Below are 19,103 nucleotides of genomic sequence, written 5' to 3' on the forward strand. Positions count from 1 at the left end.
GTACTCGCATTTTGCGTCTAATAAGCGCCCATGTCGAACCATTCCATCCCCGTGGCACGGCCCTCCTTCCTCGCCGTTTGCGCCGCGGGACTGGTCGCCCTCGCCATCGCGATGGGCATCGGACGCTTCGCCTTCACGCCCATGCTGCCGCTGATGATTCGCGCAGGCAGCGCCGACGTGGCTGCGGGTGGATGGCTCGCGGCGGCGAACTATGCGGGCTATCTGCTGGGTGCCCTCACGACGGCGCGCTTGCCGCTCACGCCGCAGCGCATCGGACTGGTTTCGCTCCTGGCGATCGTCGTATCGACCGCAGCGATGGGCTGGACCGGATCGGTCGCGATCTGGGTCGTCCTGCGCTTCGTCGCCGGCGTCGCGAGTGCATGGGCGCTCGTCAGCACCAGCGTCTGGTGCCTGGCCTGGCTCGCGCGCTTCGAGCGGCCCGCCGGCGCCGGCATCCTCTACGCGGGCGTCGGCGTCGGCATCGCTCTTGCCGGGCTCTACTGCTGGCGGGCCGGTGCGGCGGGCGTGGCGCCCGACAGCCTGTGGCTTCAACTCGGCGCGCTCGCGCTCGTCGGGCTGATCGTCGTCGCCATGCTGATGCCGGGCGAGGCAGGTGCGGCGGGCGCCGCTCCTTCGAATGCCTCTGCAACCCGCCAGCCTTCGTCTGCCGGCACGCCATGGAGCCTGGTCATCTGCTACGGCGTCCTCGGCTTCGGCTACATCCTGCCTGCGACCTTTCTCCCCGTCCTCGCCCGTGCCGTGGTCGACGATCCATCCGTCTTCGGCGCCGCATGGCCCGTGTTCGGCGCGGCGGCCGCGGTGTCGACGCTGGTCGCGGGCGCGGTCCTCGGCCATGTCTCCCGGCGGCACGTGCTGGCAGGAAGCCATGGGCTGATGGCCATTGGCTGCTTGTTGCCGGTATTGCACCTGTCCGCCATCACCGTGCTCGCGGCCGCACTGCTGGTCGGCGGAACCTTCATGGTCGCCACCATGGCCGGCATGCAGGAAGCCAAGGCGACCGCCGTCGGAGATCCGACGCGCGCGCTCGGCCGCATGACCGCCGCCTTCGCCATCGGGCAGATGGCCGGTCCCGTCCTGTCCTCGGCCTTGAGCGGCAGTGCCCAAGGCTTCGGCGGGCTCTTCATCGCGCTGGTCATCGGCGCCGTGGCACTGCTGGGCAGCGCCGCGTGGCTGGTCCGTGCGCCGTCCCGAAGCTGATTCAACGACGAGGAATTCCATGCTGTTCCAACAAGGCCATACGGACCCCTGGTCCGAACGCTTGCCGATGCCGGCCGCAGACGCGATGTCCGATGCGCAGCGAGCCGCAGCACAGGCGCTCATCGACGGACCGCGCAAGGCCGTGTTCGGGCCGTTCATTCCGCTGCTGCAGAGCCCGGTGCTGATGGAGCGCATCGGCGTCCTGGGCGAATACCTCCGCTTCGACAGCGCGCTCGACGCGCGCGTGCGCGAACTCGTGACTTGCGCGGTCGCGCGCCATGTCGGCAACCAGTTCGAATGGGTGCTGCATGCGGCGGCGGCAGTCAAGGCCGGTGTCAGTGCCGAAGCCATCGAGGCCTTGCGCCTCGGACGCCGCGCCGCGCCATTGGCCGACGACGAACAACTCGCGTTCGACTTTGCGAGCGAACTCCTCCAGCACCACGGCGTGAGCGAGCCGACTTATGCCGCCGCCGTCGAACGCTTCGGCGCCAGGGTGGTGGTCGATCTCAGCGCCCTGGTGGGCTACTTCACCATGGTCTGCTGGGTGATGAACGTGGCGCATACGCCGGTGCAGGGCGCCGAAGGCCAGCGCGGGCTCGAAGCGTTTCCGTTGTAGCGGGCTGACGGGGTCGAGCGGCAGGTCAGGCCCGCGTCCGCCGGCGGAGGCACAATGGCGCCCGCCGCGGACCGGGTCCGTGAACCGACCCTTCGCATCCGCCCATGCTCGACAAACGCTTCTTTCCGCGCCTGGCCGTCGCCTCAGGCGGCAATCGCTGGGATTGGGCCTTGCTTCCGCTCGTGCTGGCTACCCTGTTCGCGCTCGCCTACGGCGGCGCACAGATGGCGCGACCCTACGAGCTGGGTGAGCAACTGCCGATCAGCCTCGACCCGTGGATGCTGCCGTACTACCTGCTGCGCACCACGCTGCGGATGTTTCTCGCGCTGGGCGCGTCGCTGATCTTCAGCTGCGTCTTCGCCGTCCTGGCGACCCGCTACCGCGCCGCCGAAAAGGTGCTGCTGCCGACCCTCGACATCCTGCAGTCGATTCCGATCCTGGGCTTCCTGTCGATCACCGTGACCGGGTTCATCGCCCTGTTCCCCGGCAATCTGCTGGGTGTCGAATGCGCGGCGATCTTCGCGATCTTCACCTCGCAGGCATGGAACATGGCGTTCAGCCTGTACCAGTCGCTTCGCACCGTACCGCCGGAGCTGCGCGAGGCATCGTCGGTGTTCCAGCTCTCGGCCTGGCATCGCTTCTGGCGCCTCGAACTGCCCTTTGCGATGCCCGGATTGCTGTGGAACATGATGATGTCGATGTCCGGCGGCTGGTTCTTCGTGGTCGCCTCCGAGGCGATCTCGGTGTCGAACCAGAACATCAAGCTGCCGGGCGTCGGTTCGTACATCGCGTTGGCGATCGAGGCGCGCGACCTGGGTGCGATCGGATGGGCCATCGGCGGGATGCTGATCGGAATCACCCTCTACGACCAGTTGTTCTTCAGGCCGCTGATCGCCTGGGCCGACAAGTTCCGCTTCGAGGAGGGCAGCGGCGAGGATGCGCCGCGCTCGTGGCTGCTCACCTGGCTGCGCCGCACCGATCGGCTCAAGGGATTCATGATCGGCGCGGCGCGGCTGCTCGAACGCTCGCTGGTGCTCTTCAGGCGCGATCACGACGGCACGTCCATCAAGGCGCGGCCGCGTCCGCCCAATCCGGCGGTGGAGCGCGTGTGGGACGCCACGCTGGCGGCGGCCGTGCTCCTGGCTGCCGCGTGGCTGGTGCGCTTCATCCACACCGAAGTTGGCTGGGGGGAGGTCGGCCACGTGTTCGTCCTCGGCTTCTACACGATGCTGCGCGTGGTCGTGCTGATCGCGCTGGCCGCGCTGGTGTGGGTGCCGATCGGCGTGTGGATCGGCATGAATCCGCGCTGGGCGGGGCGGCTGCAGGGCGTGGCGCAGTTCATGGCGGCCTTCCCTGCGAACCTGATGTTCCCCGTCGCGGTGCTCTTCATCGTGCGTTGGCAACTGAACCCGAACATCTGGCTGGCGCCGTTGATGGTGCTGGGCACGCAGTGGTACCTGCTCTTCAACGTGATCGCGGGGGCATCCGGCGTGCCGACCGAGTTGCGCTATGCGGCGGACAACCTCGGGCTCACCGGCTGGCTGCGCTGGCGGCGTTATCTGCTGCCGGCCATCTTCCCGAGTTTCGTCACCGGCGCGATCACGGCCAGCGGCGGCTCGTGGAACGCAAGCATCGTGGCCGAATACGTGACCTGGGGCGACACCACCCTGCAGGCTGCCGGCTTGGGCAGCTACATCGCCCACATGACGGCCATCGGCGACTTCCCGCGCATTGCGCTGGGCATCGGCGTGATGTGCGTCTTCGTGATGGGCATGAATCACTTCGTCTGGCGCAAACTCTACGCGCTGGCCGAAGGCAGATGACGAAACAGCTTGGAGTGACCATGGGCGAAGCCATCGTTGAACTCAAGGGCGTGGGCAAGTCCTTTCGCTCCGCCGACGGCACCGCGCGTTCGGTGTTGGAAGGCGTGGACTTCCGCCTTGCCGAGGGCGAGATCGTGGCGCTGCTCGGGCAATCGGGCTCGGGCAAGTCCACGCTGCTGCGCATTCTCGCGGGCCTGATCGGCGCCGACGCCGGCAGCGTCGGATATCGCGGCCAGCCGCTCTACGGACCGGCGCGTGGCATCGCGATGGTGTTCCAGTCCTTCGCGCTTTTCCCTTGGCTCACGGTGCAGCAGAACGTCGAGCTGGGCCTGGAGGCGCGCGGGGTTGCGCCAGCCGAGCGGGCACACCGTGCGAGCGCCGCCATCGAGCTCATCGGCCTCGCGGGCTTCGAAGGCGCCTTGCCGCGAGAGCTGTCGGGTGGCATGCGCCAGCGCGTGGGCATCGCGCGCGCATTGGTCGTCGAGCCGGAAGTGCTGCTGATGGACGAAGCCTTCTCGGCGCTCGACGTGCTCACCGGCGAGCGGCTGCGCGACGACATCCTCCACCTGTGGGGCGGTGGCGCCATGCCGACGAAGGCAATGCTCATCGTCTCGCACAACATCGAGGAAGCCGTGCTCATGGCCGACCGTGTGCTGATCTTCGCTGCCGACCCTGGCCGCGTGCGGGCCGAACTGCCGATTCGCCTGCCCCGGCCGCGCAATGCCGAAAGCCTGGAGGTGAGGGCGTTGATCGACGAGGCCTATGCGCTGATGACCGCCGGCGCGCCCGCAGCGGGCCGTGCGCCCGAGGAGCCGGTACGCATGCATCTCGGCGACCGGCTGCCGGACGCCGACATCGGTCGCATGGAAGCGCTGCTGGAGATGTTGGTCGAGGATGGCCGCGAAGGCCGCGCCGACCTGCCCCAGCTCGCCGAAGAGGCCGAGCTGACCGACCACGAACTGTTGCCGCTGGCGCAGGCGCTTTCGCTGCTGGGCCTTGCAAAACTCGCGGATGCCGACCTGCATCTCACCGAACTGGGTCGACACTATGTCGCGGGCGTGCACACCCTGCGCCAGCAATTGCTCGGCCAGCAGTTGCTCGCCCATGTGCCGCTCGCCGCGCACATTCGCCACAGCCTCGAACAGGCACCCGCGGGCGAATTGCGCCAGGAGCCTTTCCTCGAACTGCTCAAGGAAAGCCTGGACGAAGCGACGGCGGAGCGCGTGCTGCGCACCGCCATCGAGTGGGGCCGCTACGGCGAAGTGTTCGAGTACGACCTGCGCACGGGCCTCATCCACCTGCCGGCGGGTGAGGAAGAGAGTCAGGAGACGCCGAACCGCGAGTGAGCGCCCCGCTGTCGAGCGCGAGCACGGCGTCGGCCAGGGCTTCTATGCCCTCGTCCGACAAGTCGCTCGTGTCAATGCGGCATCGATCCGACCACGCCATGAAGTGACGCGCCTGCGAGCGCGCGTAGTGGGGGTCGTAGTGCTGGGCCATCAACTCCGCGAACAGCGGTGCCAGATCTCTCGCTCTTGCCCACGCCTGCCAGTGCTGCACCGTCTCCTTGCCCTGCAGTTCCTTGAGCAGGCCCAGTTGCGTGGCGAGCGCCTCGCCGTCGTCGCCGAGGTACGCGTAGTCGCGCAGCAGGTAGTCCAGTCGCGCTTCAGGCGTTGCCGCGATCTCGATGCAGGGGCTTGCGCGCATGCGCGACACCAGCGACATCGGCAGGGCGATGCGGCCGATGCGGGCGCTTTCGCCTTCCACGTACAACGGCCGTCGGAGGTCGATGGCTTCGAGCGCCTGCGCAATGCGCGTCTCGAAATGCTTTTGTGAAGGCTGGGCGACGCCCGGCAGGGCGCCGAGCAGCGAACCCTTGTGCTTCGCGCAGTCTTCGAGGTCGATCACCTGCGCGCCGCGCCGCGCCAACGCCTGCAGCACGCGCGTCTTTGCGCTGCCGGTGGCGCCGCAGAGGATGCGCAACGGCAATTGCGGACACAGCGCCTCCAGTTGTTCGATCACATGGCGGCGAAAGCTCTTGTAGCCGCCTGCGAGTTGCTGGGCATCCCAGCCGACCAGTCGCAGCCAGGTCACCATCGATGCGCTGCGCAGGCCGCCGCGCCAGCAGTACACGAGCGGCTTCCAGTTGGACGGCCGGTCCGCGAAGCGCTCGCGCAGGTGCCTTGCGAGATTGGCAGCCACCATCGCGCCGCCGACACGCCGCGCTTCGAATGCGCCTTGCTGCTTGTAGAGCGTGCCGACGATGCGCCGCTCCTCGTCGTCGAGCACGGGGCAGTTGATGGCGCCGGGAATGTGGTCCAGCGCGAACTCGGCAGGCGAGCGCGCGTCGATCAGGGTGTCGAAGTCTTGCAGGTCGGAGACACGGACAGGGGGGCGTTGCATGAGGGTTCGGCAGCGGTTCGAGGCACACGTGACTGGCACAATGCCCATCACATAGGCTGCTTCGATATCTTCATCATGGAAGCGATTGCTCTCACACGGTTTTCACACGGCGGTGGCTGCGGCTGCAAGATTGCCCCGGGCCTCCTGGCGGAGATTCTGGCACGGGCGCCGCAAGGCATCGTGCCGCCCGAGCTGCTGGTCGGCATCGAGACCAGCGACGATGCGGCGGTCTATCGCCTCAACGACACGCAGGCCCTGGTCGCCACCACGGATTTCTTCACGCCCATCGTGGACGACCCGTACGACTTCGGCCGCATCGCCGCGACCAATGCACTGTCGGACATCTACGCGATGGGCGGCACGCCGATCATGGCGCTGGCGCTCGTCGGCATGCCCATCGACAAGCTGCCGCCCGAAGTCATCGGCCGCGTGCTGGAGGGCGGTGCGAGCATCTGCCGCGAGGCCGGCATCCCGATCGCAGGCGGCCACAGCATCGACGTGCTCGAGCCGATCTATGGCCTGGTCGGATTGGGGCTGGTCCATCCCGATCGCGTGCGCCGCAATTCCGACGCGAAAGCGGACGACGTGCTGGTGCTCGGCAAGCCGCTCGGTGTGGGCATTCTCTCTGCGGCGCTCAAGAAGGGTCTGCTCGACGATGCTGGGTATGCGCAGATGCTGCGTCACACCACGCAACTCAATCGCGTCGGCATCGAACTCGCCGCACTCGACGGCGTGCATGCGATGACGGACGTCACGGGCTTCGGCCTCGCCGGCCATCTGCTTGAGATCTGCCGTGGCGCAAAGCTGCAAGCACGCGTGCAACTGGATGCGTTGCCGACCATCGAGGCCGCCGTCACGTTCGCGCGGGAGGGCATCGTCACAGGCGCCTCCGGACGCAACTGGAACGGCTACGGATCGCAGGTTGACTGGCCCTCTCAAGCCGACGCATGGCAACGTGCGCTGGTGGCCGATCCGCAGACCAGTGGCGGCCTGCTCGTCAGTTGCCGCACCGATGCCGCCGATGCCGTGCTGTCGACCTTTGATGCGGCCGGCTTCGCGCAGGCGTCGCGCATCGGCACGCTTCACCCGCTCGACGCGGGAACTTCGCCGCGCCTCGCGTTCGCCATGTAGTGTCTTGTGTCCATGCACATCCACGGGGTGTGACGCGTCGTCTTCGATGATGAAAAATTTCGGACTCGTCCGAAGAGGCCTCTCGAGCCCCCTATAATTCGAAGCTCGAAAAATGCGGGAATAGCTCAGTTGGTAGAGCGCAACCTTGCCAAGGTTGAGGTCGAGAGTTCGAGACTCTTTTCCCGCTCCAGTTTCGCCCTTGCGGATCCATCGCCGTCACAGGGCATCCGTACCGGCAACCCTTTTGCCGGTACGTCGCGCGGGTTCCTCGCGCAGATTTCCAGGACGACAAACCTCCCATCGCACACCCATGGACATCGTCGTCAACGAAGAACTCAAAGCCTACATCGACCCCCTGACCTCTGAAGAAGAAGAGGCGCTCGAACGCAGCATCCTGGTCGAAGGATGCCGCGACGCACTCGTTCTGTGGGGTGACGTGCTCGTCGACGGACACAACCGCTATCGCATCTGCCAGAAGCATGGGCTGCCATTCCAGACGGTGCAGAACCCGCGCTTCCGCTCGATGGAGGACGTGCATCTCTGGATGATCGACCAGCACCTGGGTCGCCGCAGCATCTCTGATTTCCAGCGCGGCGTGCTCGCGTTGCGCAAGCGTGAGATCGTCGCGGAACGTCGCACGCGCGCCGCCGCAGCGCCGGACTCGACGACGGCTGACATGCCAACGGATTCGGCCCCGGCGCGAGCCATTGACGACGCACCGGCCGAGGCGCCGCTCAACAGCCGCGAGGCCATCGCCAAGGCGGCGCGCCTGAGCAGCAGCCAGGTTGTGATGATCGAGAAGATCCAGAAACAGGCCGCGCCCGAGCTTGTCGCGGCAGTGAAGTCCGGAACGATCTCGATCAATGCGGCGGCGGCAGTCGCGACCTTGCCCGCCGAAGAGCAGGTCGCCGCCGCCAACGCGGGCAAGGATGAGTTGAAGCAGGCCGCGAAGCGTGTTCGCGAATCGAAGCGCAGGCCGCGCGAGGCGACGGCTGCATCGCCGGCGCCCGAAGAGGTCGCCGGCGACGACGAGTTGCAGGCACTGCGGCAACGCGTGGCCGAACTCACGGCCGAGAACCAGGCACTGCGCAGGCAGTTGGCCGAGCTGGAACTGCAGTAGGGGCAGCGGGTGGCGCGCTGCCGGTCGTTCAGGGCAGCGGCGCACCCCGGATCGTGTCCGATGACTTCTTGAGTTGGTCGGTCATGTGGCGATGAAAACGCGATGTGCCCCGTTGATGGATCACGTCGATCACCCAGCCACCACCTACCAGCAGCGCCAGCGCAATCATGGTGAAAATCTCAGAATCCATGACGATCTCCCAGACCTTGACACTTGAACTTTGATGTGTCCGGCCACGATTTGGAATCCACCGAACAGCCTGTGTTGCTATCTGCGCCACCTGTGAAATTCTTCCTTTTTTCGGGTCGATGGCCGTCCTAGGGCTTGAAGCGCAGCACCCCATCGTCCACCGCGCCGTACCGCAAGGTCATCAGGTCGGCGAGGTAGTTCTGGTTCAGCTTCCAGGGCTTCTTCAGGCCCTGCTTGGGCAACTGGTCCATCGCACGCTGGAAGTAGCCCGACGAGAAATCCACCCACGGCTGGAGCGGCATCGATTCTTCGTCCGAGTGCGGCACGCATTGGCGCACGCCCGTACGTTCCATGTGGTTGAGAAGGCGACACACGTAGAGGCTGGCGAGGTCGGCCTTGAGCGTCCATGACGCATTGGTGTAGCCGAATATCGACGCGAAGTTCGGAACGCCGGTGAACATGACGCCCTTGTAGTTGACGAGTTCGGATGACTGGAGACGACGCCCGTCCAAGCTGAGTTCGACGCCCCCGATCAGCTTCAACTTCAGGCCGGTGGCCGTGACCACGAGGTCCGCGGCCAGTTCTGCGCCGCTGGCGAGCTTCAGTCCGGTTTCGGTGAAGGACTCGATGCGGTCCGTCACCACGCTGACGCGCTGTTCGCGAATGGCCTTGAAGAGGTCGCCGTCGGGCACGAAGCACAGGCGTTGTTCCCAAGGGTTGTACGTGGGCGTGAAATGCGTATCGACGTCGAAGTCGGGACCGACCTGCCGGCGGACCAGCTTGAGCATGGTGTCTCTCGCGAACCTGGGCTTGCCGCGGCAGAGCGCGTAGAGGCCGATCGCCAGCATCACGTTTCGCCAGCGCGTGAGGCCGTGGGCGGTGGAGGGACCCATGTGGCGCAGGAGCCAGCCGGCCATGCGATCCACCGACGGTACCGAGAGCACGTAGCTGGGCGAGCGCTGCAGCATCGTCACGTGATCGGCCTGCTTGGCCAGTTCGGGCACCAGCGTGACGGCGGTCGCGCCGCTGCCGATCACGACGACGCGCTTGCCCACGTGGTCGATGTCGCTGGTCCATTGCTGCGGATGCACGATGCGCCCGGCGAATCGCTCGCGGCCGGGAAAGTCCGGCGTATAGCCCTCGGCGTAGTCGTAGTAGCCGCCGCACACCAGCAGGAAGGCGCAACGCATGGAAGCGACTTCGCCGGAATCGCGTTTGACGTCGACAGTCCAGTGCGCTTCGTCGGAGGACCAACTTGCGCGTTGCACCCGGTGGCCGAAACGGATGAGGCGCTCGATGCCCTGTTCGCGTGCGGTTTCCTGGAGGTACTGGAGGATGGAGGGGCCGTCGGCAATGGATTGGGTTCCCGTCCAGGGCCGGAACGAGTAGCCCAGCGTGTACATGTCCGAGTCGGAGCGGATGCCGGGATAGCGGAAGAGGTCCCAGGTGCCGCCCAGAGCATGGCGCGCCTCGAGGATCGCGACGCTGCGACCCGGGCACAGGCGTCGCAAGTGGGAAGCCGCGCCGATACCGGAGAGTCCGGCCCCCACGATCAGCACGTCGACGGATTCATCAGCCATCTGTCCAGGATCTCCTTGCGCACACATTCAAGCCTGCGCCGCGCGCAAATCCTGATTCTGGCCGGGTTTCGGCGGGACGTTCCTCCCCCGCAATGACGATGCGCAGGGCACAAGCATGCCGCACGGACCGGCGATCACGCCAATCAATTTGTCAAGTTCATTGCTTGGCGTACGTCCAGATTCGGATGAATAGACACCTCGATTAAGGAATGCCACATTGAAAAAGCCAGTCGTGCGGCGGGACAGCGATCGGAAGTGCCCACGGTCGGGGCCAAACATCAACGAGGAAGCTAAATGAACAAAGTTTTCCGCGCTATCTGGAACTCGCGCACTGGCCGGGTCGTTGTCGTATCCGAGCGCACGAAAACCGCAGGAAAAGGAACGGGTGGCGGTATTTGCAGTATGAGTTCGAAGCCAAAGGATCCCGGAAACGCTTGCCGTCGATTTTTCTTGCCATTTTTGGCCATTGGATTTTCCATTCCAATTTCGGTGTCCGGTCAAATTGTGATTCCAGAAGGAACAAATATCGGCGCCTACTTGAATACCAATCTGAGCGCCGTCAACAACAATTTTATTCTTGCAGGCAATTCAACCTGGAACACGGTTGTTTCCCAAACTGCGCCGCACGCACAGCTGACGCTCGACGGTGCAGGAAATACGATAACGATCGGAGCCATCACCGGTCCTATTCTGGATCCGGTGTTGAACGTTACACCAACGACGGCCACGATTTCGAATGTGACTTTTCTTGGGACCGCCGCCGACCTATGGCCCGTCTTCTACCACGACGTTGCTGGCGTTACGTCCAATCTGAACCTGAATGATGTCAGATTCTCCGGTTTCACGGGCGGCAGTGGCGGGGAGGGAAGTGTCATGCGCGTGGCGAACGGACCGACAGTGAACATCACTGCGGGCGGTACAAACGGTGTGACCTATTCCAATAATACTGCAGCGGGTGATGCCGCTGGCGCTATCGGAATGTATGCGGGTACGTTGAATTTCAACGGAAAAGTCACGTTCGACTCGAACACGACCGGCAACTATGGCGGGGCCATTTCAATGTATCAGGCCGCTGGAGTATTGAATTTCAACGGCCCGGCGACTTTCCTAAACAATCATGCAAATTTTTACTATGGGGGAGCGATCGACATCTGGGGCGGCGCTTCGACTCTGACCTTCAATGGTCCGACGACGTTTTCCGGAAACTACGTCAACAGTGCCACGGCCAATACGCGGGGCGGCGCCATCAACATCGGCGACTTGAGCCCGGGAACGGGTGCTTCGATCGTGCAATTCAACGACACCGTCACGTTCGATGGAAATTTCGTTGCCTCCTCAGGTGCTGGCGGCAATGCGCGGGGCGGGGCGATCAACGCGTTCGGAAGTGGTGCCTCCTACGATTATCGGTACATTTTCACGGCGCCGGCCATATTCACGAACAACTATGCGATCAAGACTGGAACCGGGGCGGGCGGCGGTTATGGCGGAGCAATTTTCTATGATTCAGCCGCTGCGTCGGTCAGTTTGACTTCCGGTACCCAATTTCTCAATAATTCGGCGTCGACCAGCGGTGGTGCCATTTATCTGCAAGCCGGTACCATCTCGCTCAATGCCTTGACGGACAGCATCCTGTTCCAGGGAAATCGTCAGGGCGTTTCCGTTTCCGGAGGACTACCGGTTGCCGGCACAGGGACGCCCAATGCCATTTATCTGGGATCGTCGGGCAGCCTCAATCTGAATGCCAATGCCGGGCAGCAGATCCGGTTCTTCGATCCGATCGGTTCGATTGCCGGGTCTACCGTCACGGTGACGAAGACGGGGGATGGGGAAGTTGTTTTCCACGGGGACAACGGCGCGACGACGCAGTTCGATTCGACCATACAGGCGAACACGACGGTACAGGGCGGCTTCTTCACGCTCGCTGACGGCGTGAACTACGGAAGCACCACGGGCGGGGCATTCCTCGTCAATACAGGGAGCGGCACAGCGGGAACGGTGCAGGGCGGCGCCAATTCGAGCTTGCGCGCACTGACCCTCACGGTGGCCGATGGCGGAACCGTCAATGTGACCGGCGGCACCTTCACGCTCGATGCGCCGACGATCAATTTCCAGTCCGGCGCTCGATTCACGGGCAACGGGATCTTGGCCGCATCGGGCAACATCAATCTGACCGGGTCGGTGGTTGCGGACCTCGGCGCAGGCGATTTGAATCTGACGGGGCGCCTCACCGGCACGGGCGGATTGACGGTTCAGGGCACAGGGGTGCTGGAGCTTTCGAATGCGACGAATGCGAATACGGGCAGCACCATCGTGACAGCCGGCGCAACGCTGGTCGGCGCTGTCGCCAACGCCTATGCCACGAGTGCCAACGTGACCGTGGACGGAACACTCGATCTCGCCCGAAACAACCTCGATCAGACGGTCGGGAATCTTTCGGGCAACGGCTCGATTCTTCTGGGTTCCGCTGTGTTGACCGATGTCAGCACGGCGTCGTCGATCTATGCCGGCACCATCACCGGTTCTGGAAGCGTCATCAAGTCGGGAACCGGAAACCTGACGCTTTCCAATGCGGCGAATACCTACACCGGCGGTACAACCATTCTGGCCGGCGGTACGCTGACCGCGACCAACGGCAACGCGCTGGGCCCCGGCGCGGTGGCAAACAGCGGCGCGCTCCAACTCGATTTCGCCACCGACAGCACGTTCGCGAACTCGTTGACGGGCACCGGTGCTCTGCAGAATACCGGGGCAGGCGTGGCAACGCTGACGGCGCAAAACTCGACCGCAGGCGCAGTGACCGTGACGGCCGGCACGTTGGATTTCGAGCAGAACGGCGTGTTTGCGGCGACGAGCTTGTCGACGGGTGCCGGCGCGACAACCAATGTGGGAGCCAATTCCCAACTGACCTTGACGGGCGCACTGACCCAGGCCGCGGGGTCCGCGTTGAATGTCGACATCGGGGCGGCCATACCGATCACCGCCGCTTCGGCTGCGCTGAGCGGAGCGTTGAATGTCACCGGCTTTTCCGGCAATGCGCCCGCTTTGGCAAGTGCCTTGCCGACGACCTTCTACACCGTGATCCAAACCACCGGCACGGGGATCACCGGCGATTTCACCAGCTTCGCGTCGAGCCCGGTGGCGAACCCTGTCGACTACCTGACCCTTCGGGGGCAGGCGAACGGCGCCGACTACGACGTGGGGTTCGGCTTGACTTGGCTGGCGGGCACGACCGCAGGCAACGGCATCTTCACGCTGGTGAATCCGGCGGACATCTTCGATGTCGACGTGGTGCTCGCCGGCCAGACAGCGTCCGGCACCGGATGGGACGGCACGACGTTGACAAAGAACGGCGCCGGCACGCTGGTGCTCTCTGCCGACAACACCTACACGGGCGGCACGACGATCAGCGCTGGCACCTTGCAGTTGGGCAACGGGGGCACCACGGGTTCGATCGTCGGCAACGTGGTCGACAACGGCGTCCTGGCCTTCAACCGCTCCGATGCGACTACGTTCGCGGGTGCGATCAGCGGAAGCGGCGCGGTCACGCAACTGGGCACAGGCACCACCACGCTGACTGCTGACAACACCTACACGGGCGGCACGACGATCAGCGCCGGCACCTTGCAGTTGGGCAGCGGTGGCACCACCGGTTCGATCGTCGGCGACGTGGTCGACAACGGCACGCTTGCCTTCAATCGCTCCGATGCGACCACCTTCGCCGGCGCGATCAGCGGCAGCGGCGCGGTCAATCAAGTCGGCAGCGGCTCCACGACGCTGACAGGCGACAACACCTATACGGGCGGCACGACGATCACCGCCGGCACCTTGCAACTGGGCAGCGGAGGCACCACTGGCTCGATCGTGGGCGATGTCGTCGACAACGGCACCCTGGCCTTCAACCGCTCCGATGCCGTCGCCTTCGCTGGTGCGATCAGCGGCAGTGGAGCCCTCCAACAGGCCGGCAGCGGCACTACGGTCCTCACCGGCAACAGCGGCACCTTCGCCGGCAGCACCAGCGTCACGAACGGGACGCTGCAGGTGAACGGAACCCTGGGCTCCGCGGCCAGCACGCTGTCGGTGGCCACCGGCGGCAGGCTCGGGGGCAACGGCACCATCGGCGGCAACGTGTCGATCGCCGACGGCATCCTGGCGCCGGGCACCTCGCCGGGCACGCTGACGATCGGCGGGGACCTGACGCTTGCCGGCACCTCGACCCTGAACTACGAATTCGGACAAGCCGGCGCACCCGGCGGCACCCTCAACGACCTGACCGTGGTCGGCGGCAATCTCACCCTGGACGGCACGCTCAACGTGACGACCTCCAGCGGCGGTACCTTCGGCCCCGGGCTCTATCGCGTCATCAGCTACGGCGGCACGCTCACCGACAACGGCCTCGTGCTCGGCACGACGCCTCCGGGCAGCGACACCTTCGTGAACACCGCCCTGGCCGGACAGGTCAACCTGGTCAACACGGCCGGCCTGGCACTCGACTACTGGGATGGCGCGAGCGGCGGCTTCAACGGCCAGATCGATGGCGGCAGCGGCTCCTGGCAGGCTTCCGCTGCCGGCAACTTGAACTGGACCGAGGCCACCGGCGCGATCAACGCGCCCTATGCGAATGGCACCTTCGCCATATTCGCCGGCACGCCCGGCACCGTGACCGTGGACAACAGCCTCGGCGCGGTCAACTCGTCGGGCATGCAGTTCGCCACCGGGGGCTATGTGGTGCAGGGCGGCCCGATCACGCTGGCCGCGGGCAGCAACATCGTGCGCGTCGGCGACGGCACCGGGGCAGGTGCGGGCTATGTGGCCACCATCGGCTCCGTGCTGGGCGGCACGGGCGGTGTCGACAAGACCGACCTGGGCACGCTGGTGCTCACGGCAGCCAACACCTACAGCGGGGGCACGACCATTTCCGCCGGGACGCTGCAGCTCGGCGATGGCGTGGCGACAGGGTCGATCCTCGGGGATGTGGTGGACAACGGCACGCTGGCCTTCGACAACCCGGGCGTCACCAACTTTGCGGGCGCGATCAGCGGCAGCGGTGCGGTCCACCAGATAGGGGGCACGACAGTCCTGACTGCAGACAACACCTACGGCGGCGGCACCACCATCGCCGCGGGCACCTTGCAGTTGGGCAACGGCGGCACCACCGGCTCGATCGTCGGGAACGTGCTCGACAACGGCACTCTCATCATCAACCGTTCGGATTCCGTGGCTCTGGGCGGCGTGATCAGCGGCAGCGGCGCGATCCATCAAGCCGGTACCGGCACCACGACGCTGACTGCCGACAACACGTACACGGGCGGCACGACGATCTCCGGCGGCGCGCTGCTGCTGGGCAATGGCGCTACGGCCGGATCGATCCTCGGCAACGTGGTCGACAACGGCACGCTGGCCTTCAACCGTTCCGATGCAGTGAGCTTCGGTGGCGTGATCAGCGGCAGCGGTGCGGTCGTGCAACGCGGTCCGGGTGCCACCACCCTGACTGCGGACAACGCCTACACCGGCGGCACAACGATCTCGGCAGGCGCATTGCAGTTGGGCAGCGGCGGCACCACTGGCTCAATCGTCGGCGACGTGCTCGACAACGGCACCCTGGTCTTCGACCGCTCGGATGCCGTGACCTTTGCGGGCGCGATCAGTGGCGCGGGCGCGGTCACCCAGGTCGGTGCAGGGGCAACCACGCTGACCGCGGCGAACACCTACACGGGCGGCACGACGATTTCCCGCGGCGTCCTGCAATTGGGCAGTGGCGGCACCACCGGCTCGATCGTCGGAAATGTGGTCGACAACGGCGCGCTGGCCTTCGGCCGCTCGGACGCCATGACGTTCGCGGGCGTGATCAGCGGCACCGGGTCTGTCCATCAGGTCGGCGGCGGCACCACCACGCTGACCGCCAGCAACACCTATGCAGGGGGCACGGTGATCTGGGCGGGCGCGCTGGAACTGGGCAGCGGCGGCACCACCGGATCGATCGCCGGCAATGTGGTGGACAACGGAACGCTGGTCTTCAATCGATCGGATGCCGTGACCTTCGCCGGCGACATCAGCGGCGCGGGAGCCATCCACCACATCGGCGCAGGCACGAGCCTCCTGACCGGCAACAACGGCACCTTCTCGGGCACCACGAGCGTAACCAGCGGCACGCTGCGAGTGGATGGCGCCCTCGGCAGCAGCATCAGCTCGCTGTCCGTCGCCACCGGCGGCACGATCGCCGGGCGCGGCAGCCTCGGCGGCAACGTATCCATCGCCGATGGCACCCTGGCGCCCGGCGAGTCGATCGGCACGCTGACCATCGGCGGCAACCTGTCGCTCGCCAGCTCCGCATTGCTTCGCTACGATTTCGGGCAGGCCGGTGTCGTCGGCGGTGCCTTCAATGACCTGACCGTGGTCGGCGGAAACTTGACGCTCGACGGCACGGTGAATGTCGCGGCACCGAGCGGCGCTCCCTTCGAGCCAGGGCTCTATCGCATCATTGGTTACGGCGGCACGCTGACCGACAACGGTTTCGCGCTCGGCGCAGTGCCGGGCGGAACTTCGCTCTACGTCCAGACCGCTCTCGCCGGACAGGTCAACCTGGTCAATACGGCCGGCTTGTCGATCAACTTCTGGGACGGCGCAGGCGCCAAGTTCGACGGGGGCGTCAAGGGCGGATCCGGCATCTGGCAAGCCTCGATCGGCAACGACAACTGGGCGGACATCTCTGGCGGGGTGAACTCGTCCTATACGGACGGCTCCTTCGCGATCTTTGCCGGCACCCCAGGTACGGTGACGGTAGACGACAGTGTCGGCGCGGTCACGTCGTCGGGCATGCAGTTCGCGACCAACGGCTATGCGATCGAGGGCGCGCCCATCACGCTGGTCCCCGGTATCCATGTCTTCCGCGTCGGCGACGGGACCGAGGCAGGCACAGGCTACGTCGCCACCATCGGCGCCGAGCTGAGCGGCTCCGGTGGCGTGGACAAGACCGATCTTGGCACCCTGGTCCTGACCGGGGCGAACAGCTACGCCGGTGGAACGACCATCTCCCAGGGGACATTGCAACTGGGCAACGGCGGCCCGACGGGTTCGATCGTCGGAGACGTGCTCGACAACGGCACCCTGGCTTTCAATCGATCGAGCGACTTGACCTTCCCCGGCGTGATCAGCGGAGCCGGTGCAGTCATCCAGGCCGGCGGCGGCACCACAACGCTGAGCGCTGCGAATACGTATGCCGGCGGGACGACGATCGCGGCGGGCACGCTGGTCGGTTCGGCGACCAGCTTCGGCTCGGGTGCGATCCTCGACAACGCAGCGCTGATCATCGACCAGCCTGCCGACGCCAGCTTCACCAATGCCGTCAACGGCACGGGAAGCTTCACCAAGGCAGGAGCGGGCGCGCTCGACCTGACGGGTACGAGCGCACTGTCAGGCCCCACGACGGTGGCCGCGGGGCTGCTCGCGGTCAACGGTTCGCTGGCCAACTCCGCGGTCCAGGTGCTCAACGGCGCGACGCTGGGCGGCAACGGCGTGGTCGGGGCCACCGCAGTCCGTGCAGGCGGCACGATTGCGCCAGGCAATTCCGTCGGCACGTTGTCGATCAACGGCAACTTCACCCAGGCCGCGGGATCCGTCTACCAGGCGCAGGTGGTCCCGAACAGCACTGCGTCGGATCGGATCAAGGTCAGTGGCTCGGCGACGCTGGAGAGCGGCTCCGTTCTCAACGTGACCAAGGTCACGCCTGGCGCGTATTCGCTGAACTCGCGCTATACGGTGCTGACTGCCGCGAATGGCGTGACCGGCAGGTACACGCTCAGCGGAGACACTTCCGGCACCTTTTTCAGGCTCATCGATTCCTACGACGCCAACAACGTCTACCTGATGCCCGAGCAGGTCAGGAATTTCGTCAGCGCCGCGCAGACGCCCAACGAGATCGCGACAGCCCGCAGCCTGAACGATCTGCCGAACGGAAGCCAGCTGAAGGATGCGGTCGGCTTGCTGGCGACCGACGCCCAGGCACGCGACGCCTTCAACCAGTTGTCGGGCGAGATTCACGCTTCCGCCAAGACGCAGATGATCGAGGCAAGCCATTTCGTGCGCGATGCCTCGACCGATCGCGTGCGGCAAGCCCTTTGCGCCGTCGGCGGCGCCGATCCCCGGACCAGTGCAAAGGCCATCGGAGAAGTGTCGACGCTCGCAGCCATGGAGTGCAATCCGGACCGCCCCGTGGTCTGGGCGCGGTCTTTCGGTTCGTGGGGCAGCACCGATACTGACGGCAATGCCGCCAAGCTGGATCGCTCGATCGGCGGTCTGTTCGGCGGCGTCGATTCGCGCGTGTTCGACACCTGGCGCATCGGCATGATGGCCGGGTACAGCCGTTCGAGCTTCAACGCGCACGATCGCAACGCGTCGGGCAGTAGTGACGACTATGACATCGGCGTCTATGGCGGCACGCAATGGGGCGATCTGGGCCTGCGACTGGGAACGGCCTACACGTGGCACTCCATCGATACCAGCCGCTCTGTTTCCTTCCCCGGCTACACCGATCGACTTGGCGGCAAATACAACGCGGGTACGACCCAGGTCTTCGGCGAACTGGGCCAACGCATCGACGCGGGGAATATCCAGTACGAACCGTTCGCAAGCCTGGCCTACGTCCGGCAGTCAACGGACGGATTCATGGAGCAGGGAACCGTCGGCGCCGTGACCGGCCGCAGCGACGACACCAGCGCCACCTTTTCCACGCTCGGCGTGCATGCCGCATCCACTTTCAAGGCGGGGGGCACCGACTGGACGGCGCGAGGCATGCTGGGCTGGCGCCATGCGTATGGCGGCACGGTGCCGACCAGTTTGCTTTCCTTCAACGGCTCGAGTGCCTTCAGCGTGGCCGGGGTACCCATTGCGCGGGACACGGCCGTGCTCGAACTCGGGGTGGAGGCGCCGATCGCCAGGAACGCCGTGTTCAGCATGTCCTATGCGGGACAGGCCGGCAGTGGCATGCGAGACAACGGCGTCCGCGCCAGCCTGAGCTGGATATTCTGAGC

At 65.6% G+C, this 19,103-nt stretch carries 10 protein-coding genes, 1 tRNA gene and 1 pseudogene; 9 read left to right on the plus strand and 3 right to left on the minus strand.

Going from position 1 to position 19,103, the window contains the following annotated elements; translation table 11 throughout:
* Positions 1 to 30 precede the first annotated feature (30 nt).
* From AC1D3B_RS24890 to AC1D3B_RS24905, 4 genes are all read left to right on the plus strand, one after another.
* Entirely contained in the window at positions 31 to 1,218 is a 1,188-nt protein-coding gene (locus AC1D3B_RS24890) for a YbfB/YjiJ family MFS transporter (protein WP_478193351.1), read from the plus strand.
* A 19-nt stretch (positions 1,219 to 1,237) separates the two neighbouring features.
* On the plus strand, positions 1,238 to 1,834 hold the full coding sequence (locus tag AC1D3B_RS24895) for a carboxymuconolactone decarboxylase family protein (RefSeq protein WP_478193352.1): 597 nt from the start codon (positions 1,238 to 1,240) through the stop codon (positions 1,832 to 1,834).
* A 104-nt stretch (positions 1,835 to 1,938) separates the two neighbouring features.
* A complete protein-coding gene (locus AC1D3B_RS24900) occupies positions 1,939 to 3,657 on the plus strand; it encodes an ABC transporter permease (protein WP_478193353.1) in 1,719 nt (572 codons plus the stop codon).
* A gap of 20 nt (positions 3,658 to 3,677) precedes the next feature.
* Positions 3,678 to 5,003: an ABC transporter ATP-binding protein gene (locus AC1D3B_RS24905; RefSeq protein ID WP_478193354.1), complete on the plus strand. Its 1,326-nt coding sequence runs from the start codon at positions 3,678 to 3,680 to the stop codon at positions 5,001 to 5,003.
* Here AC1D3B_RS24905 and mnmH read toward each other — a convergent pair.
* The gene (mnmH, locus tag AC1D3B_RS24910) at positions 4,948 to 6,057 is read right to left on the minus strand and encodes a tRNA 2-selenouridine(34) synthase MnmH (protein WP_478193355.1); all 1,110 of its coding nucleotides are present in this window, start codon (positions 6,055 to 6,057) and stop codon (positions 4,948 to 4,950) included. The genes AC1D3B_RS24905 and mnmH overlap by 56 nt on opposite strands.
* A gap of 75 nt (positions 6,058 to 6,132) precedes the next feature.
* Between mnmH and selD the strand changes: the two genes are divergently transcribed.
* The 3 genes from selD (at position 6,133) to AC1D3B_RS24925 (ending at position 8,308) form a co-directional block, all read left to right on the plus strand.
* Positions 6,133 to 7,188, plus strand: coding sequence for a selenide, water dikinase SelD (gene selD / locus AC1D3B_RS24915; protein ID WP_478193356.1), 1,056 nt, complete (start codon positions 6,133 to 6,135; stop codon positions 7,186 to 7,188).
* Between the two features lie 114 nt (positions 7,189 to 7,302).
* A tRNA-Gly gene (locus tag AC1D3B_RS24920) sits at positions 7,303 to 7,378 on the plus strand.
* Positions 7,379 to 7,498: 120 nt separating this feature from the next.
* On the plus strand, positions 7,499 to 8,308 hold the full coding sequence (locus AC1D3B_RS24925; RefSeq protein ID WP_478193357.1) for a ParB N-terminal domain-containing protein: 810 nt from the start codon (positions 7,499 to 7,501) through the stop codon (positions 8,306 to 8,308).
* Positions 8,309 to 8,336: 28 nt separating this feature from the next.
* On the opposite strand, the gene AC1D3B_RS24930 is transcribed toward AC1D3B_RS24925, so the two are convergent.
* Together AC1D3B_RS24930 and AC1D3B_RS24935 are read right to left on the minus strand one after the other, a co-directional pair.
* Complete coding sequence (locus AC1D3B_RS24930) at positions 8,337 to 8,498, minus strand: hypothetical protein (RefSeq protein ID WP_478193358.1); 162 nt, start codon at positions 8,496 to 8,498, stop codon at positions 8,337 to 8,339.
* A 127-nt stretch (positions 8,499 to 8,625) separates the two neighbouring features.
* The gene (locus AC1D3B_RS24935) at positions 8,626 to 10,077 is read right to left on the minus strand and encodes a flavin-containing monooxygenase (protein ID WP_478193359.1); all 1,452 of its coding nucleotides are present in this window, start codon (positions 10,075 to 10,077) and stop codon (positions 8,626 to 8,628) included.
* A gap of 294 nt (positions 10,078 to 10,371) precedes the next feature.
* On the opposite strand from AC1D3B_RS24935, the pseudogene AC1D3B_RS24940 reads away from it, so the two are divergent.
* A pseudogene (locus AC1D3B_RS24940) lies at positions 10,372 to 10,422 on the plus strand (hypothetical protein); the annotation flags it as partial.
* A 1,269-nt stretch (positions 10,423 to 11,691) separates the two neighbouring features.
* Positions 11,692 to 19,101, plus strand: coding sequence for an autotransporter-associated beta strand repeat-containing protein (locus AC1D3B_RS24945; protein WP_478193411.1), 7,410 nt, complete (start codon positions 11,692 to 11,694; stop codon positions 19,099 to 19,101).
* The last annotated feature ends 2 nt before the right edge of the window (positions 19,102 to 19,103 follow it).

The organism is Variovorax sp. P5_A3 (assembly GCF_056400665.1).